General features: G+C 53.8%; 16 protein-coding genes. 3 read left to right on the forward strand and 13 right to left on the reverse strand.

Annotation, left to right across the window (positions count from 1 at the left end):
• The 7 genes from C162_RS08300 to C162_RS08330 form a co-directional block, all read right to left on the reverse strand.
• Nucleotides 1-1,020 carry an endo-1,4-beta-xylanase gene (locus C162_RS08300; RefSeq protein ID WP_036693447.1) on the reverse strand — a complete coding sequence of 340 codons (1,020 nt, stop codon included), beginning with the start codon at nt 1,018-1,020 and terminating at the stop codon, nt 1-3.
• A gap of 119 nt (nt 1,021-1,139) precedes the next feature.
• Nucleotides 1,140-2,660, reverse strand: a complete 1,521-nt coding sequence (locus C162_RS34235) for a response regulator (protein ID WP_051493317.1) — start codon at nt 2,658-2,660, stop codon at nt 1,140-1,142.
• Complete coding sequence (locus C162_RS08310) at nt 2,653-4,461, reverse strand: sensor histidine kinase (RefSeq protein WP_036693449.1); 1,809 nt, start codon at nt 4,459-4,461, stop codon at nt 2,653-2,655. The genes C162_RS34235 and C162_RS08310 overlap by 8 nt, the downstream gene beginning before the upstream one ends.
• A 23-nt stretch (nt 4,462-4,484) precedes the next feature.
• Complete coding sequence (locus C162_RS08315; RefSeq protein WP_156949572.1) at nt 4,485-6,017, reverse strand: response regulator transcription factor; 1,533 nt, start codon at nt 6,015-6,017, stop codon at nt 4,485-4,487.
• A 132-nt stretch (nt 6,018-6,149) separates the two neighbouring features.
• Nucleotides 6,150-7,061, reverse strand: a complete 912-nt coding sequence (locus tag C162_RS08320) for a carbohydrate ABC transporter permease (RefSeq protein ID WP_036693452.1) — start codon at nt 7,059-7,061, stop codon at nt 6,150-6,152.
• A 14-nt stretch (nt 7,062-7,075) separates the two neighbouring features.
• Nucleotides 7,076-8,062: an ABC transporter permease gene (locus tag C162_RS08325; protein ID WP_036693453.1), complete on the reverse strand. Its 987-nt coding sequence runs from the start codon at nt 8,060-8,062 to the stop codon at nt 7,076-7,078.
• 110 nt (nt 8,063-8,172) lie between these two features.
• Nucleotides 8,173-9,870, reverse strand: coding sequence for an extracellular solute-binding protein (locus C162_RS08330; protein ID WP_036693455.1), 1,698 nt, complete (start codon nt 9,868-9,870; stop codon nt 8,173-8,175).
• A 328-nt stretch (nt 9,871-10,198) separates the two neighbouring features.
• On the opposite strand from C162_RS08330, the gene C162_RS35915 reads away from it, so the two are divergent.
• Nucleotides 10,199-10,486 carry a hypothetical protein gene (locus C162_RS35915; RefSeq protein WP_156949574.1) on the forward strand — a complete coding sequence of 96 codons (288 nt, stop codon included), beginning with the start codon at nt 10,199-10,201 and terminating at the stop codon, nt 10,484-10,486.
• An 88-nt stretch (nt 10,487-10,574) separates the two neighbouring features.
• Here C162_RS35915 and C162_RS08335 read toward each other — a convergent pair whose 3' ends face one another.
• From C162_RS08335 to C162_RS08350, 4 genes are read right to left on the reverse strand one after another with little or no spacing between them, the layout of a single operon-like run.
• Complete coding sequence (locus C162_RS08335; RefSeq protein ID WP_036693457.1) at nt 10,575-12,821, reverse strand: glycoside hydrolase family 95 protein; 2,247 nt, start codon at nt 12,819-12,821, stop codon at nt 10,575-10,577.
• A 21-nt stretch (nt 12,822-12,842) separates the two neighbouring features.
• Nucleotides 12,843-13,862: a zinc-binding alcohol dehydrogenase family protein gene (locus tag C162_RS08340; RefSeq protein WP_036693458.1), complete on the reverse strand. Its 1,020-nt coding sequence runs from the start codon at nt 13,860-13,862 to the stop codon at nt 12,843-12,845.
• The gene (locus tag C162_RS08345; protein WP_036693459.1) at nt 13,862-14,821 is read right to left on the reverse strand and encodes an aldo/keto reductase; all 960 of its coding nucleotides are present in this window, start codon (nt 14,819-14,821) and stop codon (nt 13,862-13,864) included. The genes C162_RS08340 and C162_RS08345 overlap by 1 nt, the downstream gene beginning before the upstream one ends.
• Before the next feature lie 5 nt (nt 14,822-14,826).
• Nucleotides 14,827-15,678, reverse strand: coding sequence for an amidohydrolase family protein (locus C162_RS08350; RefSeq protein WP_036693460.1), 852 nt, complete (start codon nt 15,676-15,678; stop codon nt 14,827-14,829).
• 131 nt (nt 15,679-15,809) lie between these two features.
• Here C162_RS08350 and C162_RS08355 point away from each other — a divergent pair, with 131 nt between their 5' ends.
• Nucleotides 15,810-16,679, forward strand: a complete 870-nt coding sequence (locus C162_RS08355) for an AraC family transcriptional regulator (protein ID WP_036693462.1) — start codon at nt 15,810-15,812, stop codon at nt 16,677-16,679.
• 54 nt (nt 16,680-16,733) lie between these two features.
• Here the strand turns inward: C162_RS08355 and C162_RS08360 are convergent, their stop codons facing one another.
• Nucleotides 16,734-19,160, reverse strand: coding sequence for a glycoside hydrolase family 31 protein (locus C162_RS08360; RefSeq protein ID WP_036693464.1), 2,427 nt, complete (start codon nt 19,158-19,160; stop codon nt 16,734-16,736).
• Nucleotides 19,161-19,279: 119 nt separating this feature from the next.
• Here C162_RS08360 and C162_RS34240 point away from each other — a divergent pair, with 119 nt between their 5' ends.
• Nucleotides 19,280-20,173, forward strand: coding sequence for a helix-turn-helix transcriptional regulator (locus tag C162_RS34240; RefSeq protein ID WP_051493318.1), 894 nt, complete (start codon nt 19,280-19,282; stop codon nt 20,171-20,173).
• Between the two features lie 467 nt (nt 20,174-20,640).
• Here the strand turns inward: C162_RS34240 and C162_RS08370 are convergent, their stop codons facing one another.
• Entirely contained in the window at nt 20,641-22,068 is a 1,428-nt protein-coding gene (locus C162_RS08370) for a family 43 glycosylhydrolase (protein WP_036693465.1), read from the reverse strand.
• Between the last annotated feature and the right edge of the window lie 34 nt (nt 22,069-22,102).

Consider the following 22,102-nt stretch of genomic DNA (forward strand, 5'->3'; position numbering starts at 1 on the left):
TTAGGATTGCGGTGCGGCCAGCTCGGCCAGCCGGGCGAATGAAGCCTTTGGCTGCTTCTGCTCATCGAACAGGAACGGCCAGTTCTTGCGTCCCCGGACGGGGAAGCCGTCCAGCCAGGTATAATCATCGGCCACGCCCCAGAAGGTCACCGAATCAATGGAGTCTCTGAATTCCAGCAGTAGGGCGAAGATCTCGGCATAACGCTCCTCCTGAAGCTTCAGCATTTCAGCTGTTGGCGCTTTCAAGTCCGTGCGTTTATCGTCATGGTTGAACACGGAGAGATCCAGCTCGGTAATGTGAATCTTGAGCCCCAGTGATGCGTAGAGCTTAAGCGCATTGCGGATTTCCTCAATGGAAGGGCCGTAGATATTCCAGTGTCCCTGCATGCCGATCCCGTGAATCGGCGTATTCTGATCCAGCAGGCTGCGTACAAGCTTGTAGATTTTGCCGCTCTTGACAGGATCGGTCTCATTATAGTCGTTGTAGAACAGCAGCGCGTCTGGGTCTGCCTGATGTGCCATTTCAAAGGCCTGACGGAGATAATCCTCGCCGATGATCTCAAGCCACTGCGTATCCCGCAGGTACTGGTCTGTTTTATCCTCAATCGCTTCATTTACTACATCCCAGGCATACGCCCGGCCCCGGTAACGGCCTACTACCGTGTTAATGTGGGTCTGCAGGCGGGCAAGCAATTGCTCTCTGCTGCAGGCTCTGCCTTCCGCATCCTGGAACATCCAGTCTCCGGTCTGGTTATGCCACAAAAGCGTATGCCCCCGGACACCGATCCCATGCGACTCTGCGAATTCGAAGATACCGTCCGCAGCCTCGAAGGTGAATTCGCCCTCCTGCGGCTGAACCAGAGCCGGCTTCATCTCATTCTCGGCGGTGATGCTGTTGTAATGCTTGGCAATGAAAGGACCCTGGGCAGCTATAATGCCAGTACTGACGGCAGCCCCTATTTTAAAGGCCTCCCGGAACATTTCATGTAATGCAGGAATTTCGCTGCTTGCTTGCTTCATTTTTGCTAACCTCCTGTATTTGACAACATTTTTTGGGACAACTCTCTCTATCATAACGCATTTGTATGCGTTTACCATCACCAAAGTAAATAGATGGACCCCAAATAAATAATTGCACCCTATTTCTTAGCTCCCTGAGCCTGTGCGCGGAACTGAACGGGCTTCAGCGCCGTCCGTTTCTCGAACTCTCTTAAGAAATGGTGATAGTGAACGTAACCGACGCTCTCCACAATGCTTCTGACTGTATCCTGAGTGTCAACGAGCCTCTGCTTGGCCGCTTCAATCCGCAGATTATGAATATACTCAAGAATGCTGATACCGTGCTTTTTAATGAAGGCTTGGCCCAGATACACCGGATTAATATAGAAATGCTCTGCAATCTCTTTGACCGTCAGATGCTCCGCATAATGATCTCTCAGGAAGCATTCCACGCGGATCAGCGGATGCTCGGAGTTACGCTCCTTGTGCTGGCGGATATAGTTCATACTGCTTCCCAGCGCCTTCTCCAGGGTGACTTGCAGGTCTTCCAGGGACTTCGGCTCGGTTCTGAAAAAATCAAGCGTGCCGATCCACTGATCGTCCGCGCCGCCGAATTCCTTCAGCAGCTCCATGCTCCGCAGCATGATATCCATGCCCGTCATCTGGACGACTCCGGGATCTGTCCGGTTCTCTTTGAACACGCTGAACAATTCGCCTAGCTTCTCCGCGGCCTTCTGCTCCTGCAGCCGCTCCACTGCGCTGATAATCTCCTCAATCAGCTCTGCGGACGGAAGCGTGTAATTCACCTGTCCCTCAGCTTCACTGGCCGAATCCACCGGGCCGCATTCGTCCGAATAGAAGTAGTGGCGGGCCGCAGCGTCTGCCGCTTCGCGGTAGGAGACCGGCAGCTCGCGGAGGGAGCGCACACTTGGTCCAATGCTGACCGAACCCTTTACTCCGCTGATGGTCAGCCCGGCGTATAGCTGCTCCGCCAGCCCCGCCGCCGCCCCCGAGCTCTCCACGACCAGCCCGGCCTGATCCCCGGGGAGATCAATGAACATCGCACCAGCCGGTCCGGCCAGCTCCCTGCACAGCTCCGTAATCCGGCTGCTATGACCCTCCACATGAACATACGTCCAGCCCGTGGCCGTCTCATCCAGGCGGTCCATCTGCTCAGCTGCTTCTTCATCCGGCTCCGCCCAGTGCCCCTCAAGCATGCGCGCAATTGCAAGCGGCAGCAGCCGGCTGGTCAGCATGCTCTGCTGCATGGTCTGCTTAAGGCGCAGCTCCAGCTCATCCGTAATGTCCGTAAGCACCTTATCCCATTCCGCATCCATGACCGGCTTCAGCAGGTAATGTCTTACCCCGTAACGGATGGCTGTTCTGGCATACTCAAATTCGCCGTAGCCGCTAAGCACGATGAAGACCGGCTGCTCCATATCAAGGCTGCGTACGCGCCGGATCAGCTCAAGCCCGTCGATCTCGGGCATGCGGATATCCGTAATCACCAGATCGGGCGAGCTGCGGATAATGGCAGCCAGCGCCTCCTCCCCGTTCTCACAGGCGCCGCATACCTCGAAGCCCAGCTCCTCCCAGTCAGTCAGCGTCCGCAGCCCCTCTAAGGCAATCGTCTCATCATCAGCAAGCACTACTTTATACATGAGCTCCCTCCCCTATAGGAACCAGACTCAAATCCTCGGGAATCTGGATGGTAATGACCGTGCGTTCGTATTCGATGCTCTCAATACTGAATCCAGCCCTGCCGTCATAGTACAGCATGAGGCGTTTGTACACATTGCGGAGCCCGACATTCTGTCCCGTATCCTCTTCTGTCTCCAGATGGGACTTGATCCATTCCAGCTTCTCCTTCTCAATTCCTTTACCGTTATCAGTCACCATAATCAGCAGACCTGTCTCATTCCGCGAAGCGGACACGTGAATTTCCCTTGCCCATTTGACCGACTGCAGACCATGCTTGCAGGAATTCTCCACCAGAGCCTGTATACTCATCTTGGGAATCCGGCAGTTCAGCACCTCAGGAGCAATATCCAGCTCATAAGAGAACCGGTTCTGGAAGCGGAACTTCTCAATCTGCAGATACATCTCGATGAAGGATACCTCCTCCTCCACCGTAATCAGATCATCCTTCCAGCTGAGCAGCCTGCGCATAATCAGGGCCAGATTGCGGATGACATCGGTAACCTGTTCATATTTATACTTCTTACAGATGACCAGGATCGCATTCAGCGTATTAAAAAGGAAATGAGGGTCCACCTGGCTCTCCAGATATTTCAGCTCCGCCCGCACCCGTTCCAGCTCCAGATCCTTCTTCTGAATCTCCAGCTTGTAGACATCATTGATCAGATTGCGGATTTTGCCGGTCATCAGATTGAAGCTGCGGATCAGACCGCCGATCTCATCTTTCCCTTCATACATATCAATGCTCTCGAATTGCTCATATTTGACCTGCTTCATATGTTTGTAGAGCAGCCGTACCCGCAGATTGTAGGAACGTATAATGACGATCATGAGCAGCGTGGGAAGGATGATTGTCAGCAGGAGCAGAATCAGCGAGTTCCTGAGCGCACTCTCCATCTCATGGTTGATCTTACGTCCTTCGGGAGTGCCAACCAGCCGCCAGCCCTTGGTGTAGGCCGCACTGCTGAGCGCCCGGACAATCTGCTTGGGCGCCTGGTCAAGGCTGGTGTCCACATTCAGCAAGGCACTGCCATCCAGTGAGGAGAAGGAACGGTTCGAGTCCAGTACGACCCGGTTCTTCTCATCCAGCAGCTTGAAATCCAGATAGTCACGCTCCTTCTGGAAGAGGTCCTGCACATTGTTCAGCCGCAGATCAATCCTCAGATACTTCGTGTAGGGCTGGCCCGTGAAGTTATCCAGCTTGCGGATCAGGCTGACGAGCACTTCCTGCTGCGGCGGATTCAGCGGGTTGGTTCCCTGATAAGAAGTGAGCAGCACCTTACCTGTGCTGCTTGAGATTTTGCGGTACCATTCACTCTGTTTATCCGCGTACGAAAGAATGAAGTAGCTGTTGCCGTTCTGGATGGTCGGATTAGAGGTATATATGCCCATCCAGGAAATATAGGAGTGGAGCGTGCTGTACTGCCGCAGCTTATCCTTCAGAGAATCATTATAGGCATCATAATAAGCCTCATTATCCGGGTAGGCGTAATCCATCATCTCCATGTAGGGCCGGTCCGCAGCCACCGTATTGCTGATCGCCACACATTCGTTCACGATCTGCATCAGGTCATAGGCCACCCGGTCTACCGAAATCTCCAGATTATCCCTCTCCCGTGCCTCCACATTACGGCTGATCTGCACATAAAAGAGGGCATTGATGCTAAGTATGGGGACAAGCACACACAGTAAGTAGATGAACAAAAACTTGTATTTGAGCGGAATATCATTGATGAAGGCAGATGGCTTCCGGTTATTCTTCATGCAGGCCCCTCCTCCCTCTTGAATTAACTCTTCTTGTACACGGAAGGTGTAACTCCGTTAAGCGCCTTGAACTTGGCGGCGAACACATCGGCGTCTGAATAGCCCACTCTGCTTGAGATGTCCGAAATCCCCATATCGGTACGGCGCAGCAGCTTCTTCGCCTCTTCAATACGGTATTCATGGAGATAATCGTTAAAAGAACTGCCGTAGTATTTCTTGAACCGCTGTCCCAGGTAGGCCGAGTTCACATGCAGATGCTTGGCAATATCCTGCAGCTTCAGCTTCTCCTGATAATGCCCGCGGACATACTCGATCGCTGCAGCCACAATCTGATCCTCCGCCCTGCCGTCCGCAGCCGCTGCGAACCACTCTGCAGCCTCACACAGCTCCTCCTCTATCTGACGCTCAAGCAGCGGCAGACAATTGGCTGTATGGCGGGACGGGAACCATTTCTGCACCCACTGCGCATAGTCGCCCCCTCTGGCGGTAATTTCACGTAGCAGCTCTGCTTTGATATTAGCCAGAAAAGCGTCGATCCATGAGCTGGAAGCCACCTCCGCCGAGAAAATCTTGAACACCTCGCCAAGCTGATCCGTGAGATGCAGGGCCTTCCCTTCGGTGACGGATTGCAGCAGCGATCGTCTCAGCTCTGCCGGAAGCATGGCCATCTGTGTCTTATCCTGCTTCTCGAAGAAGCCGGCTCCCCCGCCCCCCGGACCATACGGTCTGCACAGCTCAGCAGCCAGCGCCTCTTGGTATGCCGTATTCAGAGCCTCCGGGCCCTGATGCTGAAGACTTGCTGTGAAAAAGACCGGCGCGCTGTACAGTGGCCGCATCTCCTCCATCCACCGGGTAAGCAGTGCCCGGTCAAGCGCCGGTCCTTCCTGCGGGGACACCAACAGATAGCCGTGCTTCCCGCTTCCTGCAGTGAACGGATAGACCGCAAGGCTGCGCAGCAGTTCATTGCCACTCATGGCGGCGACCTGCTCACGCATCTGCATACTGTCCGGCGCTGCTCCATGGACCAGAATACAGCATAGCCGCGAGGCGGGGGAGATCCCCAGCGTCTTCAGCCCCTGCTCCCGCTCCTCCTCCGTATTCTCCCGCATCAGGAGCCGGGATACCATATCCTCCTGCATCAGAGCCGAGAGCGCATCACGCCGAGAGGACGCCTTGCGTTCTTTAAGGATCTGTGCCGTAACCGTCTGCACCGCCTCCGTCAGCTCCGTTTCATCCAGAGGCTTGGTCAAGTAATTCGCTACTCCGTATTTCAGGGCCCGCTTGGCATACTCAAAGTCAGCATAGCCGCTAAAAATAATAAACTTCGGCCGAAAATCGCTTTCAGAGGTTCTTCGGATGAGCTCAAGGCCGTCGATGACCGGCATACGTACATCGGTGATGACCAGGTCAGGGCGGGTGCTGCCGATCAGCTGCAGCGCATCCTCCCCGTCCAGCGCCTCGCCGCATACTTCATAATTTAGTGCCTCCCAGTCGACCAGGAAGCGGAGCCCTTCCAGCATAATCGGCTCATCGTCGGCAAACAGTACCTTAAGCATGGAATCACCATCTTTATATAAGTTATCTTGTGCAACATACAAATTCTTATATTTGAACAGGAGAAACCGCTTCGGCTGCACCCGAAACGGTTATAGTATACATATTTTCCTTACTATAATACGTATTGACAATTACTCTTTTACGCTACCCAGGTTCAATCCTACCACGAAATACTTCTGCAAGAAAGGGTAGACGAACAGAATCGGAACCGCTGTAACGATCGTAATGGCTGCACGCATGGAGGCTGGCGTAACCAGCGACTGGACCTGATTGTTCTGGCCTCCCGCAAGCATCGACGGATCATTGTTCGCACTCATAATGGAGCCAAGCATCTTCATCATTTCATATTGCAGCGTGCTAAGCTTGATATCCGAGGAGGCATAGAGGAATGTGTCAAACCAGGAATTCCATGAGCCTACCGCGATAAACAGTGCGACAGTTGCCAGTACAGGCGTACAGAGCGGGAAGATGATTTTCCAGAAAATTCTGAATTCTCCTGCCCCGTCGATCTTCGCCGATTCGGTAAGGCTGAACGGAAGCCCGCGGATATAGGTCCGCATGATAATAAGGTTGAACGCGCTGACCAGACTCGGCAGGATATAGACCATGAAGTTATGCAGCAGGCCCATATTCTTGATCAGGAAGTAGTTCGGGATCAGCCCGGCATTGAAATACATAGTCAGGATGAACAGCAGGCCGATCTTTTTGCGGAAAATATATTGCGGCTGCGCCAGTGCATAAGCGAGCATCGTTGTAAGGAATACACCGAGCACCGTTGAAATTATAGTACGGGATACCGAGATAAATGCAGCATGATAAATTGTTCCTGATATAAAGACCGCCCGGTAATTCTCCAGCGTCCATACACGGGGCCAGAGGTAGATCCCCCCGGTAAGCGTGTCACTGCCGTCATTGAAGGATACCGCCAGCGTCTGGAGGAACGGATAGAGCGTGACAGTAACCACAAAGAGCATAAATATCGTGTTGAATGTATGAAATACAACCGGCTCAATCCGGCTTGAACCTTTGGTCCCGGCTTTCATATGGGCTTCCTCCTCTATAGTAATCGCTCTTCGCCGAGGCGTTTTGCGACATTGTTTGCGATGAATACGAGAATGACACTGACAATCGTTTTGAAGATCCCTGCGGCCGTAGCCAGCGAGTAGTTACCCATAGCCAGACCATACTTCACTACAAAGATATCAATGGTTTGCGAGTAGTCCACAGTAAGTCCGTTGCCCAGCAGATATTGAAGCTCGAAGCCGGCATCCAGAATATGTCCAATGTTCATAATCAGCAAAATAACGAATGTAGCCTTAATTCCCGGAAGCGTGATATAACGCATCTTTTGAAAACGTTTCGCGCCGTCAATGGAAGCTGCCTCGTACAGGGAAGGATCGATGGAGGTAATGGCCGCCAGATAAATGATCGTACCCCAGCCCACCTCTTTCCACACGTTCGACGCCCCGATGATGCCCCAGAAGTATTTCCCTTCACTGAGCCACATAATCGGATCTTTAATCAGGTGAAGCTTCATTAGAACGACATTGACAATCCCGCCATCGATGGAGAGTGAAGTGGATACAATCCCCGCAGCGATAACCATGGACAGAAAGTGCGGCAAATAAGAAATCGACTGAACGGCACGCTTGAAGAACTTGAGCTTGATCTCATTCAGCAGCAGAGCCAGACCTATAGCCGTAACCGTACCCAGTACAAGGTTAATGAAACTCATGGCAATGGTATTGCGAAGCACCAGCATAAAGGTATCATCAGAGAATAAAAACTTGAATTGCTGCAAGCCTACCCATTCCTGCTGGCCAAAGGACACCGCCGGGCGGTAATTCTGAAAGGCCATCAGCCAGCCCCAGATGGGAACATAGTTGAAGATAATCAGATAGAGTGCAATGGGCACGGACATAAAAATAAGCTGTTTCTGTGTTTTCAGTGTTTTCCAGCTGAGTTCCACACCGATTTCCGGATCGATTTTGCTTTTTCGGGTCTTCTGTTTTTTGACCTGTTTGTCCAGTACGGCATCAGACATGTTGTTTCCCTCCTGTAAAAATCATTCTCTCCACGTTGTCCTATTCACGCATTCCTATTTAGGAAGAGCGGGAAACAGCATTTCCCGCTCCTATTTCTGTATTAAATGGTTTATTTAACGCTCCATTTTTCGATACGCTGCTGAATGCCTTCATTCATCCGGTCTTCATAGGCCTTGATGTCCAGCTTGTGGATTCTGTCCACATAATCCTGCCACACGCCGTCGAACTCAGCAGGGCTGGCCATAATGGCTTTCGGCAAATACTTAATCATGAGGTCATTCAGTTTGGACTGTGCGAGCTGGGCTGGTGAACCATCCTTAAGCACGATGGAATACGCAGGGAAGTAGATATTGTTCTCTTTCGGTTCCTTGAAGAATTCGGACCATGATTTCTTGTTGTACGCCTTCAGAATCTTCTGGTCGTAAGGCTTCAGGCTGTCGAAGAATTCCTGAGGCTGTGTACCGGCATCTGCTGCGTTACCGTCGCTGTACGTACCTTGAATCTTAGGCATGTAACCGAACATCCCTGAGATTTTGTTAGCTACCTGCCAGCTGGTCTGATCTGCATTCGCCCGTTGCTCAGGCGTACGGTAGAAGGAACCGTCTGCATTCACTTCATAATCTTCGCCTTTGACGCCCCATTGAAGCGTCTTCTGCCAATCCTCGGTGATCATCTTATCCCAGAATTTGATAATGCGGACAGGGTCCTTGGCATTGATCGAAATTCCGAATCCTCGGTTAGTACCGACCGCTCCACGGTCACGATACCATTCTTCTGCGCCCGGATAGAGCAGAGGGAAGCCGATATACGTATTTTCCAGCTTGCCTTGGGAGATCAAGGATTTCTCGCCGTCCTGGAAGTTCCAGTGCTGGTCGAACATCCCGATGACCTTGCCGCTTGCAACCTTGGCCAGATACTGGTCATAGTTCTGTACGAACGCTTCTTTATCCATCAAGCCTTGAGCGTTGATATCATTAAGCTTCTTGTAGTACGTCTTGGACATATCCTTGTCGGCAAAAATCTGTGCAACATTGTTATCTACAACAACGGCCCCGTCATTCGGATGCCCCGACAGATGCTCTGGGGGATTCTGCAGCGGGAACACGCGCCAGTCGAAGTTGAGTGATTCGAACCCGATCATGTCCGGGTGTTTTTCTTTATATTTGGCAATGATGTCGAAGTACTCATCCAGGGTCTTAGGAGTAGGGTAGCCCATTTCCTCAAGCACGCCTTTTTGCAGCCAGAAGCCTGGTCCCTGATAAGTAGGCTCGGTAATTTTACCTTGATAGACGCCATAGCTTGGCAGGACGTAGATGTGGCCGTCACTCTCATCCTTGATCTGGTTCCAGACCGCACCGTAATGCTTCTTCAGGTTAGGAGCGTATTTCTCAATCAGATCCTCAAGCGGAATGTATGCCTTGGCATTGATTAATTTGTCGTCACCTGACAGGATGTCCGGGTAATCGCCCCCGGCAATCATGACCCCGAGCTTCTGCTGCAGGTCGCCGACCAGGAATTCCTGGTTGAATGTGATTCCGGTCTCATCTTTGATCAGCTTCAGAAGCTTATTGTCAGGCGTTGGCTGTTGTCCGGGACCATTCATAAATACCGAGAATGTAACCGGAGCCGTGTCGTCTCCGGCTGCTGCCGGGCTTGCATTGGTTCCGCTGGCGGTATCCTTGCCTGCGGTGTCCTTACTTCCGGTGTTGCTGGTGTTATTGCTTGATCCACAGCCTGTCAGTGCCAGTGTGAGTGCTAATACACCGGCCGCAGCGGCTGCTGCTGAACGTTTTGCCGTTTTGTGCATGTTGTTATGCCTCCCCTTTTTGGCTAATCGCTTATGCTTCTAATTTCTCCTGGTGACAACTTTAATTATACGTTTTCAGAATGCGCTTACAATTCATAGAATATAGGTCTTCCCCCCTATAAATTCATAAAAAGAAAACGGTTGCTTGCAGCGCGGCAGCGGAATTGCCGTTCTTTTTGAGCTGGCTATGTGTGGCGTTGAGCGTAGCGTTGAGCCTGCTTAGGTCCTTTTCGGGTTGGCCGTATTTTGTCGGATGAAGGCGGATAAAGAGGTATTAGTACTCTTCATTTACCCGATTTGCCCGCTTTCGGCGCATTCAGGGGCACTTGTGCACCTCACCATCAGGCTCGCCCCCGCGCTGTGCAATGTAATCGGTTTTTCGATTACATTTGCTCCGCTCGCCCCCGCGCTGCGCAATGTAATCGGTTTTTCGATTACATTTGCTCCGCTCGCCCCCGCGCTACGCAATGTAATCGGTTTTTCGATTACATTTGCTCCGCTCACCTCCACGCTGCGCAATGTAATCGGTTTTTCGATTACATTTGCTCCGCTCACCTCCACGCTGCGCAATGTAATCGGTTTTTCGATTACATTTGGCCCACACTCGACGTTCTAGCTAACCACACCAAAAAGGATTGGCACAAATACGCCAACCCTACATAACTATATTATCCTATTCGTCAACTAGCTATCCTAAAGTTACTCTACCCGGTGAAGGTATAAGAATGCCCCGCTTCCCCGGTGAAGGACACCGGAGCCAGCCCCGGACCTTCGAGCCGGCAAGGTCCGGATACGGTACATGTTACTACAGCTTCCGTAACGAGTCCACTGCTCCAGGTGAAATCGAGGGTATAGCCGCCCCTTGCCCGCAGTCCCTTGACACTGCCCTCGTTCCACTCGGCAGGCAATGCAGGGAGCAGTCTGATCCTTTCCGTATGACTCTGCAGTAGCATCTCAGCGATGCCCGCTGTTCCTCCGAAGTTCCCGTCAATCTGGAACGGCGGATGATTGTCAAACAGGTTAGGCAGGGTCGAATGCTCCAGCAATGCCCGCACATTGGTATAAGCCTTGCCCTCATCCTGCAGTCTGGCCCAGAAGTTAATGATCCAGGCACGGCTCCAGCCGGTATGTCCGCCGCCGCTGGCAAGTCTGCGTTCCAGCGTCGTACGGGCTGCTGCCGCCAGCTCTGGCGTATGCTCCACCGTGAAGGCATCCCCTGGATACAGCGCGAACAGATGCGAAATATGCCGGTGCCCCGGCTCTACCTCTTCATAATCCTCCATCCATTCCTGAATCTGGCCGTATTTACCGATCTGCGGCCCAGGCAAACGGTCCAGCGCTGAACGGAGCTCTTCGCGGAACGCCTCGTCCCGCCCGATGATCTCCGCACTCTGAATGCAGGCCTTGAAAAGGGCTTCAATGATCTGGAAGTCCATAGAGGCTCCGGCACACAGCACGCCCGATTCCCCGCCGGGCAGCTGGTATGTGTTCTCTGGCGAGACGGACGGGCAGGTAATCAGCCGGCCCGACTCATCCTCTATCAGGTAATCCAACAGGAACTGTGCAGATTCCTTCATCGTATCGTAGGCATTCGCCAGATAATGGCGGTCCTGGCTGAACCGGTAATGCTCCCACATATGCAGACACAGCCAAGCTGCTCCAAGCGGCCAGAACGATGCTGGCAAATACGTATCCTGAGGAGCAGTATCTGCCCAGATGTCCGTATTGTGGTGTGCCGTGAAGCCGCCGCAGCCGTACATCACCTTCGCGGTCACCCGTCCCGGCTCACGCATCCGTTCGATCAGATCGAACAACGGCTCATGGCATTCCGCCAGATTGCAGAGTTCTGCCGGCCAGTAGTTCATTTGTGCGTTAATGTTAATCGTGAATTTGCTGTCCCACGCCGGGGTGAAGCTGTCATTCCAGATGCCTTGCAGATTCGCAGGCAAGGAGCCAGGACGGCTGGAGGCAATCAGCAGATAACGGCCATATTGAAAATAAGTCGAGATCAGTCCGTGGTCTTCTCCCCCCTGCCGGAACCGATTTAGCCGTTCACTGGTTGGCAGTCCGCTCAGCTCCGGGTTCATCGGGAGCGTCAGCGAGGTCCGGCCGTACAAGCTGCGGTAATCCGCAACATGGCGGGCAAGCAGTTCCTCATAAGGCACCATACTCAAGGCCTCCAACTGCCGCTTGGCATACAGCGCCGGATCGGGATGACGGAACGTGGTTCCTGCGGCAAGCAGCAGCGTAACTGAGCTTGCCCCCTCCACCAGCACATATTCGCCGATGTTGCGGCAGGTTCCGTCTCCTGTGACGGCCTTCAATGCAGCAGCGAAGGAGCTGCCCCCGCGCCCGCCGCATTCTCCGCCCATCACCAGCCCGCTGTCATTCCATTTCTCCGTCTTCTCCAGCATTCTCCAGTTCTGGCGGTTAAACCTGGCCTTCAGGGAGATTGCGTTCTTCCGGTCAGAGGTAATCCGCACCACGATGGCTTGATCCGGGTAGCTGGCGAACAGCTCACGGGTATAGCGGACTCCGCCGGTCACATAACTCACCCGGGATACGCCGGATTCGAGATCCAGCTCACGCTGATAATCCTCAGCAGGCTGTTCATGTCCGCTGAATGACAGCAGCAGGTCGCCAAGCGGCAGATAATGGCGCTGTGCTTCCGGCAGCCCCACCATTGTCATTGCCGCCAGCTCCTCCGCCTCCCGCAGCTTGCCTTCCAGAATCAGCTGGCGGAGCTTCGGCAAGTGGGGCAGCGCATCTTCGTTGTTGCGGTCACGCGGACCTCCGTACCATACGGAATCCTCATTAAGCTGCAGCTTCTCCTCAGCCACCCTGCCAAAGATCATCGCCCCCAGTCTGCCGTTGCCGACCGGAAGTGCCTCATTCCATTCCTGTGCCGGCTCCGTGTACCATAACCGCTGGCTCTGTTCCGTGCTTGTCATCGCTTTTCCGCTCCTTCGCAGTTAATTCAGTTCCACCAATGCCTTGATCACTTTGGATTCAGGATTCAGCCAGCTCTCGAACTGCAGGGTCATCTCCCCGAACGAGCAGCGGTGGGAAATATAGCGGTCCACATCAATGTAACCGTCTCTAATGGCGCTAATCACCCGTTCGAAGTCCTCGCGGGTCGCATTTCTGCTGCCCTGCACTGTCATCTCGCGGGCATGGAAATCGGGGTCACTAAAGGTAATATTCCCTTTGACCAAGCCGACATAAGTCAATGTACCGCCATGGCCAACCAGTCCGAAGGCGCCTTCCATAGAGGAGATGTTGCCTGTGGAATCAATGACATGCGGCAGGAAGTTGCCGTCCGTCAGTGCCGATAGCTGTTCCTTCGGCTCCTTCAAGGCGCTTACCGCGTGCTCCGCCTGCGCCCAGCCCTTGCAGAAGGCCAGACGTTCATCGTTGACATCCATCGCAATCACCTTGGCACCTGCATATCTGGCCATCGCCATCACACCCAGCCCGATCGGGCCAGCGCCGATCACCAGCACCTGATCCCCGGCGCTGATGCCTGAGCGCCGAACCGCATGGGCACCTATCGCCAGCGGCTCCAGCATGGCCGCCTGATCCAGCGTCAGCCCGTCTGTCTTCAGCAGATTACCTACAGGCAGACTCACCCGTTCCCGCATGCCGCCGTCCAGATGAACACCGAACACTCTCATTTTCTGGCAGCAATTCGTTTTACCACTCAGACAGGCCCTGCACTCTCCGCAATGCAGATACGGAATGACACTGACCTGATCACCGGCGCGAAGCCCTTGCGGGTTGTCGCCAATGCGCTCAATAATCCCGGACAGCTCATGTCCCAGCACACGCGGATAAGTGAAATAAGGCTGGTTGCCCCGGTAAGCATGCAAGTCCGTCCCGCAGATTCCGATTCTGCGTATGCTTACAACCGCTTCCCCGTCCACCAGCTCCGGCTCCGGCAGATCTTCCTTGAATACGAACTTTCCGATCTCCTCACAAATAATTCCCTTCATTATAAGCGCTCCCCGTTCCGGCTCTGTGCTTCGTTCCACTCCGGCTGTCCGCTCGGCCAGGTTGCTCCGTCGATCGGCTTCAGAATATCGCGCACTTCTGCCAGTAATTGTTGATCTATTGGCTCTTCGGTCCATTTAATATTGTTGCTGATATTCTCCGGCGTTGCCGTACTCACCAGAGTCGTAGGAATCTGCTCATTCGCTGTAGAGAATTGAACCGCCAGCTTGGCGATGTCTTCTCCCTTGTTCCTGCAATATTCAGCAGCACGGTGACACGCGGCCTGAATCTCTGCGCTCGCCGGATGCCAGTCCGGCACCTTGCGGTTACTGAGCAGCCCCATCGAGATAGGTGACGCATTCATCAGCCCCGTGCCGCTCTCCTCCAGCAGCGGAAGGAGCCGGAGCAGTGTGGTATCGTTGAGCGAATAATGGCAATAGGACAGAATGACATCCAGCTTGGTCTGCGGCAGCACCTTCTCGAACACACTCAGCGGCAGGCCGCTGACGCCGAAGTAACGGATTTTGCCCGCCTGCTTCAGCTCTTCCAGCGCCGGTATTCCCTCCTCCATCACCTGCCTAAACGAGCCGAATTCAACATCATGCAGCAGCAGAATATCCAAATAATCTGTGCCCAGTCTGCCCATACTCTCTTCCGCACTGCGGATGATCCGCTCTCTGGAGAAATCGAATTGCCCCTCGCCGTAACGTCCGGCCTTGGTGCTCAGGATATACTTGTCGCGCGGTACCGTCTGCAGTGCCTCGCCCAGCACTGTCTCCGCTTTCATCAGTCCGTAGTACGGGGAGACGTCAACGAGGTTAATCCCCATATCAATCGCCGTATGCACCGTAAGAATCGCCTCATCCTTCGGTACCTCCCGGAACACGCTGCCCAGCGAAGAGGCCCCGAAGCTTAATGCTGAGACCTCAAGTCCCGTATTGCCCAGCTTTCTGTATTTCATATCGCTCAACCTCCTATAATTAGTGAATCCAGCTTATAAAATCTAACAGCATTCGCTCCAAACACCGGCTCCATCTCTTCCGCAGACAATCGGTCTTGCAGTGCTGTGCGCAGAATCCCCACAACCTCCTCATAGGTTGCCGCCATCAGGCACACAGGCCAGTCGCTGCCGAACATCACCCGCTCAGGTCCGAACAGTTCCAGCACGGCATGTACATAAGCAGTGAAATCCTCCTGCTTCCAGCCCTGAGGATCTGCTTCGGTGACCATCCCGGACAGCTTGCAGTAAATTCCCGGATGCTTAGCTACCTCCGTCATCAAGCTTCGCCACGGCTCTAATTGGCCCGAAGCAATCTTCGGCTTAGCCAGATGGTCAATAACTCCCCGCAGCCCCGGAACCTGTTCCAGCATCTCAATGAGCTGCGGAAGCTGATCGGCCAGCACCAGCAGATCCACCGGCACATCCCGCTCCGCAAGATATGATAGCGCTTCTATATAAGGCCGGGTCAAAAGCACACCGGGGTCTGCCATCTCCTGAATCATCACCCGCAGCCCGGTGAACTTCGGATGTCTGCTGAGACGCTCGAATTCGGCCTGGAAGGAAGGGCTTGCAAGATCCAGCCAGCCAATCACACCCGCGACAGACTCCGCCTGCTCGCTCAGTCCCAGAATATATTCCGTTTCCTCCACCGTAGGCGCAGCCTGTACCACAATCGTGCGGCTGATCCCTTGCTTCATTAGCTCCGGCTCCAGGTCAGCGGGCAGATAATCCCGGAACAACACCGGAATCTCCGGCGTAATCCAGCCATAATCATCCCTGTCTATCTTCCAATAATGCTGGTGAGCATCAATATACATGATAACGCCTCCATTCCACCTTATTGTAAACATCCGATAAAGGAATAAAAATAGCTAAAACAAACAAATTTATACCTTATTTTGATATGATGTGGGTAAGAATGTAGAGATTTAACTCAGGGGGCGACTTCATGGAACCGATCCGCAGGCATTTTGACCATCAATTGCCGTTTACGCTGCTGTTGGACTATAAGGAAACGAAAAGCCCGCAGCGCGAGCTGCCCGACCACCAGCATGACTGGTACGAATTCATCTACGTATACAGCGGCAAAGGAAGCTTTTTCATCGATCAGACCTTTTATGAGATGCATCCGGGTGACATCATTGTCGTTCCCGGAAACACGGTGCACCGGGGATTTCCCGACAATGAGGAGCCGGTGACTTCCTCCGCCCTTTTTTTCAGCCCGGCTCTGATCCATAACCATACCTACAGTGAGTCTTATCCCTATCTGAAGCTGTTCGACGCTGCCAAGACCAACAAGCAGTACAAGTATACCCTGTCTCCTGAGCATGCTGAGATTCTGCAAAATGATATCGATGCGATCCACCGGGAACGCGAGCAGAATCAGCTGGACGGCGGGCAGGCGCTTGCGCTGCTGCTTCATCTTACACTGCTGCATCTGAACCGCTACTGTCTGCCGCAAGCCGCCGAGCCGGTTGCTGCAAATCCCTTGCTGCCGGAGTGGTTCCGTGAGGCGCTCAGCTATATCAACGATCATCTGGATCAGCCGCTGGAGCTATGCTCCCTGGCTGCGCGGGCCTCGATCTCACCCGCACACTTCAGCCGGGTCTTCAAGCAGCGTCTGGGTATGAATGTGACCGATTATATTGCCACTAAGCGGATTTTTGCGGCCAAGGACAGCCTGCTGCAATCAAGCGGTACCATCGAGCAGATTGCCATGGCCTGCGGCTTCGAGAGTCTGCCCCACTTCTACCGTACGTTCAAAAGAATCACCAGCATGACACCCGCCGCCTACCGTAAGAGTAACAGAGCTTACTAGAGCTTCTCTATTCAGCTTACAAAACGTTCAGGTTGGTTACAATTAACCTCAGCCTTAGCTCTGAAGTTCCTCTTCGCGGACGGTTACCGCTTCTCCTTCATAAGTGACGACACAGCTTCCCGCATGCCCCGCTAGTTCTACGGCAAATTGCCTTACCGCCTGCATTCCGGCATACTCTCCGGCCCGCTTCCCGATAGTCAGGCTGCGGTCCGCTTCACACCAGCTCAGCTCAATCATGGCATAGGAGCCGGTCTCGTAATTATAATTATCACCTTCATCTTCATACAGGGTGAAGGCTGCATCCTTGCCCCCGTATACCTTGAGCCGGGTCACAGCCTCCGGCTGTTCATCCGTATACTGAACATCGGGGCCGAGCGGAACAATGGACCCGGCGCGGACATACAAGGGAAGCGTCTCCAGATCCGCTTGTGCTACAATCGTCACGCCGCCCTCCAGCCATTCATCGCTCCAATAATCGTACCATTCGCCTTCAGGAAGATATACACTGCGCTGCTTAGGAACCCCTTCAAGCTCGCGGGAGCCGGGACCGTAATACATAGCCTCCGTCACGGGAGCCACCATGAAGGCCGGACCGAACATGAACTGGTCGCCGACAGCATGAACCCGCACATCCTCCCGGTAGTCAAAGGCCAGTGCGCGGAACATAGTATAGCTGCGGTGTGCCACAGCTCCGGCCAGGGAGTAGATGTATGGCATCAGCCGGTAACGGAGCTTCAGGTATTTCACCAGCGTATCATACATCGGCTCACCCTCCTCGCCGAACTGCCAGATTTCCCTTGGAGTATCGGTTCCGTGAGAACGGAACATCGGCAGGAACGCGCCAAGCTGGAACCAGCGGACATATAGCTCCCGGTAGCCCAGATCCGCAACACCCTCGTCATAATCCCCGCTCCAGAACCATTGCTCCTTGTGATTCTTCACGAAGAACGCTCCGATATCCAGCGTCCAGTATGGCGAACCGGTCAGGCAAAAGTTAAGGCCGTCTGCAATCTGCTTCCTCAGCGTCTCCCAGTTGGCGGCTATATCACCAGACCATGTAATCGTGCCATAGCGGTGCTGCCCTGCGAACGCGGAGCGTGTCAGATTGATTACCCGCTTCGCTGAGGTCGCTGCACGCTGGCCTTCATAGATCCCTTTGGAGTGCTGCATGGAATAGGCATTGATCAAGCCCGGATCGAGATACCGCTTCGATTCTGCTGTATTAATCAGCAGCCGCTGCTCCGGCTCCGGCTTGACCGCTCCCTTCCAGTCTGCTTCGAACGGCTCGGTGCAATCACACCACCAGGCATCGACTCCATGTGCGAACAGTCCTTCATTGGCCTGCTTCCAGTACAGCTCGCGCGCTTCCTTCCGGAAGGCATCATAAGTAGCCTGATTACCGAGCAAGAAGCCGCGCGCCTTCATCTCTTCATGATTGTCCCCGCCCGCGCCCATGATCGGCCAGATCGATACCATCAGCTTGGCGTTCATGGCGTGCAGGCTGTTCATCATCTGCAAGGGATCGGGGAAGCGGTCAGGATCGAAAGTCTTTTGCCCCCACAGATTGCCCGTCCAGGACTGCCAGTCGAGTACGATACAGTCGAGGGGAAGCGAACGTTCACGATACTCTTGCACGATGGCAAGCAGTTCCGCCTGGGAGACGTATCTTTCCTTGGACTGTACATACCCGAAGGACCACTTCGGCAGCATCGGCGCTTCTCCGGTCAGATAGCGGATTCCCGCTGTAATCTGATCGAATTCCGGACCATATATGAAATAGTAATCCATCTCTTCATCCGCATCGCTCCAGAGGTACGAGCCAAAGGCATCATCATGAAAAGTCATATAAGACCCCGAATCTACCAGAATCCCGTAGCCCCGTGTAGACACAAGTACCGGTACAACCGCCTTCATATTCTGCTGGTACAAGTATTGCTGCCTTCCCCGGAGGTTCATCATCCCCTCTTCATGGGAGCCAAGTCCGTACAGGGCTTCCCCTTCCTGCCATACGAATTCCAGCTTTGTATGAAAAGCCTCCCGGTCCAGCCTCCGGTTAACCCCCTCCGCTCTGGCACGCAGACCATCAGCACCCTGCCCAGTCTCGACCGTGTCTGCTGAAGCATCGAAGACTGTATGATAGACTTCTGTTCGCTCCAGGGTTTTGCCGCCTCTGGCCGGCTCCCGTGTCAGCAATGTGCCGTCCGCAGCTCTGTAGCTGAACGCACAGGTCTCTTTATCCACTTCAATCGTTAGCTGCGCTGTTGATATCTCCAGATGCCCGGGCAGCTCTGTGATTTTGTATTCTACGTTCCCGGCTTCTGGCCGGCTCAGTACCATCAGACTCTCTTTGCCGCTCAGCTCAGCATTCAGCGTATAGCGGATTCTGGCAATCCCCGGCGTACACCAGCCGATATGCATCATTCCCTCACTAGTCGCAAGCCTTACGCCGGCCTCGCCGGATTGAACAGCTATCAGTTTCACAATGGTTCCACCCTTCCTTATGACTTATCTTGATGATAATGATATTATTATTGGCATCGGTTCATCTAGCATATATTTGCGCGATATCAACACAATATGACGATTCATAGGAGGGCATCATGTACGAACACCGTTACCGGGAGAACAAGCTGCACGGCCAGCCGGAATTCCCGCTGCATATCTACCGGGTGGAGCATCAGGCCCGTGTGCATTCCATTCTTCCCGTACATTGGCATAACGAAATGGAGATTATCTATCTGGCAGAAGGCAAGGCTACCTTCCATATTGAGAGCCGCGAGTTCCCCATTCAATCAGGGGATGCCCTGATCGTTCATCCCGGTGAGCTTCATTCGGGCATGGACACCGCCATGGGCGGCACCTGTTATTATTCCATCGTGTTCAAAGGCTCCTGGCTGTCTTCGCCGCAGCCCGACCGGGTGCAGGAGTTGTTCCTGGACCCGGTCCTGCAAGGGACGGTCCGACTTCCTGCTCTATTATCTGCTGCTGATGCCGCCCACTCCCCCTTGCTTCAGCTGATCAGGGAGCTGTTAAGCCGTTATGAGCGTAAGCCTGGGGCATACGAAATGAGTCTGAAGGCGCTCCTGCTGCTGTTCATCGCAGACAGCTATCAATACGGGCTAACCGGGCTGAACCCGGCGCCGGAGACCCGGCACGGCCGAGAATATAACCGGCAGATCCGGGAGGTGCTGAGTTATATGGAGGCGCATTCCCGCGACCGGCTGGAGCTGGATCAGCTGGCCTCTGTGGTAGCGCTGAGCCGCTCGCATTTTTGCAAGTTTTTCAAGGCTCAGACAGGGATGCGCCCGATGGAGTATCTGAATTATATCCGCATTAGCCAGGCGGCCAGCCTGCTCCGCAGCGGATCATACAATGTGCTGGAGGCTGCGCTGGAGTCAGGCTACCAGCATGTCAGCTATTTCTCCAAATGGTTCAAGCATTATATGAACATGACCCCCTCAGAGTACAAGGCACGGTATTCTTCCGGCGTATAGTCTCCGAAGCGGACTCCATTACCATCTGGTGTGGGCGGGAGTGGACAATAAATAGGCTCCGCACGGTACGAGCTAGATTATTAGGCAAGAGATTTCTTGCACCTGGCTGCAAGCCATGCGGACTCAGAGGCAGCTATCTCCCTGAAAACCGAAGAAATGAGCTATTCGCGGACTCAGTGGCCGTTAATTGACTGTTTCTATCTCATTTGGCTTCCATATCCCCCATTAAGGTCTTCTGAGTCCGTAACTTGAGAATAATCACATTTTTGGACAAAATAACGGCCCCTGTGTCCGCACTACTCCAGATGTTGGAGCTAAGGCTTACGTTGCAAATGAGTGGAGCCAAATAGGAGGAACCCTCGCTGTCTTCAACTAACTATCCTGCAAGTAGAGAAGCAGTGCCTGAGAAGTCTCTCAGGCACTGCTCCTTGTCATGCTCTATTCCATCCCGCCCCGCCCGCGACTGCTTAAGCCAGCGTAAACGAAGCAAACTGCGCGCCGCCGCCCCCGGTATACGTGAAATACAGTGCCTGAACGCCGTCCGGAATCGCCACGTCCGCAGCATATTCTTTCCAGACATTCGTGAAGCCTACCGGAATGGAGGCAAGCGCAGGCCCGTCCCATGCCGTCTTCACCTGGAACTCCCCATGGCAATATCCGCGCACCTTGATGGAGACCCGGCTAACCCCCTTGCAGTCAAAATACTTGAACCCGGCAGTCGCCGACTCCGTCATATTGGCAATATAACCAACCTCTTCTTCGCCGTCTCTGCCGTCCTGGGTGATTTTCGGGAACCGGCTGTCCATCCAGGCACCCATTGGTCCGAAGCCTCCGGTATACATCTCCTGATCCTTGGTGAACAGGTGGCAAGCCAGATAAGCCGGATATTCTCCGCATCCTTCCAGCGGGCCGCCGTTCGGGCCGGAGGTTGTAATCTCCACCTGCGGGATGGTACCGTCTTCACGGAACGTAATCGGCTCGATGCAGCCCTGGCGCGAGAACGCGGTCCCGTTGGTATGCCGGTGATAGAAGATATACCACGCTCCATTAACCTCCACGATGCTGCCGTGGTTATTGCCGCCGTAATACATCGTCCGGTCCGCAGGCTTATACGTATCGATATGCAGATCACAGTTGCTCACAATGACTCCCTGATACACGAAATCCCGGGTAGGATAACTGCTGGTGGCATAACACAGCTCATGCATGGAGATGGAGGAGTAGATCAGGTAGTAAATATCCCCTCTTTTGCGGATGGAAGGGGCCTCGAAGAACTCATAGCCCTCGAAGCCGGTTCCCTGGCTGTAAGGCTGGCTCGGTGCCACGAACACAGGCTCTTCAATAATCGTAAGCATATCGGGACCGAGTACAGTAGCCATCGCCCCGTGTCTGGACTTGTCGCCGTATCCGCAGAAGCCGGTGTACAGGTAGGTGGTGTCTCCTTCAGTCAATACCCCCGGGTCAAACTGCGGCTCATCGCCTTCCCGTTCGCCCAGTCGCGTGCCGTCCCCGTAGGTGACATAGCCGTAGAATTCGTATTTGCCGCCCGGCTTATCACAGACTGCTACCGATACGACAGAAACCTTGTCCAGTACATAGTAGAGATAGTAGCGCCCGTCCGGTCCCTGCGTCACATCCGGTGCATAGAGACACATGCTGCCTTCCGGGTTCAGCGGGTCATCTGTTGTCTTGTAGATCACGCCTTCATACTGCCAATCGCCCAGATTGTCTTCCGGCGCTGACCAGCATACATAGTCGTTCAGACAGAAGGCATGTCCGTTGAACCGGTCGTGCGAGCCATAGACATATACTCTTCCTTCAAAAACATAAGGCTCCGCATCCGGGACGTACTCCCAGGAAGGCAGATATGGGTTGAATCCTTGTGGTTGTGTCATTCTAACATCCTCCATTTGTTATATAGATTGTTGT

Origin of the sequence: Paenibacillus sp. FSL R7-269 (assembly GCF_000517865.1) — a bacterium.
Lineage (GTDB): Bacteria > Bacillota > Bacilli > Paenibacillales > Paenibacillaceae > Paenibacillus_AQ.

Excerpts from the sequence above, each read along its gene's own strand:
- C162_RS08355 (WP_036693462.1), top strand. The coding sequence starts at position 15,810 with ATGGAACCGATCCGCAGGCATTTTGACCATCAATTGCCGTTTACGCTG.
- C162_RS08345 (WP_036693459.1), bottom strand. The coding sequence starts at position 14,821 with ATGAAATACAGAAAGCTGGGCAATACGGGACTTGAGGTCTCAGCATTA.
- C162_RS34240 (WP_051493318.1), top strand. The coding sequence starts at position 19,280 with ATGTACGAACACCGTTACCGGGAGAACAAGCTGCACGGCCAGCCGGAA.
- C162_RS08350 (WP_036693460.1), bottom strand. The coding sequence starts at position 15,678 with ATGTATATTGATGCTCACCAGCATTATTGGAAGATAGACAGGGATGAT.
- C162_RS08315 (WP_156949572.1), bottom strand. The coding sequence starts at position 6,017 with ATGCTTAAGGTACTGTTTGCCGACGATGAGCCGATTATGCTGGAAGGG.
- C162_RS08330 (WP_036693455.1), bottom strand. The coding sequence starts at position 9,870 with ATGCACAAAACGGCAAAACGTTCAGCAGCAGCCGCTGCGGCCGGTGTA.
- C162_RS08335 (WP_036693457.1), bottom strand. The coding sequence starts at position 12,821 with ATGACAAGCACGGAACAGAGCCAGCGGTTATGGTACACGGAGCCGGCA.
- C162_RS08310 (WP_036693449.1), bottom strand. The coding sequence starts at position 4,461 with ATGAAGAATAACCGGAAGCCATCTGCCTTCATCAATGATATTCCGCTC.
- C162_RS08340 (WP_036693458.1), bottom strand. The coding sequence starts at position 13,862 with ATGAAGGGAATTATTTGTGAGGAGATCGGAAAGTTCGTATTCAAGGAA.
- C162_RS08370 (WP_036693465.1), bottom strand. The coding sequence starts at position 22,068 with ATGACACAACCACAAGGATTCAACCCATATCTGCCTTCCTGGGAGTAC.
- C162_RS34235 (WP_051493317.1), bottom strand. The coding sequence starts at position 2,660 with ATGTATAAAGTAGTGCTTGCTGATGATGAGACGATTGCCTTAGAGGGG.
- C162_RS08325 (WP_036693453.1), bottom strand. The coding sequence starts at position 8,062 with ATGTCTGATGCCGTACTGGACAAACAGGTCAAAAAACAGAAGACCCGA.
- C162_RS08300 (WP_036693447.1), bottom strand. The coding sequence starts at position 1,020 with ATGAAGCAAGCAAGCAGCGAAATTCCTGCATTACATGAAATGTTCCGG.
- C162_RS08320 (WP_036693452.1), bottom strand. The coding sequence starts at position 7,061 with ATGAAAGCCGGGACCAAAGGTTCAAGCCGGATTGAGCCGGTTGTATTT.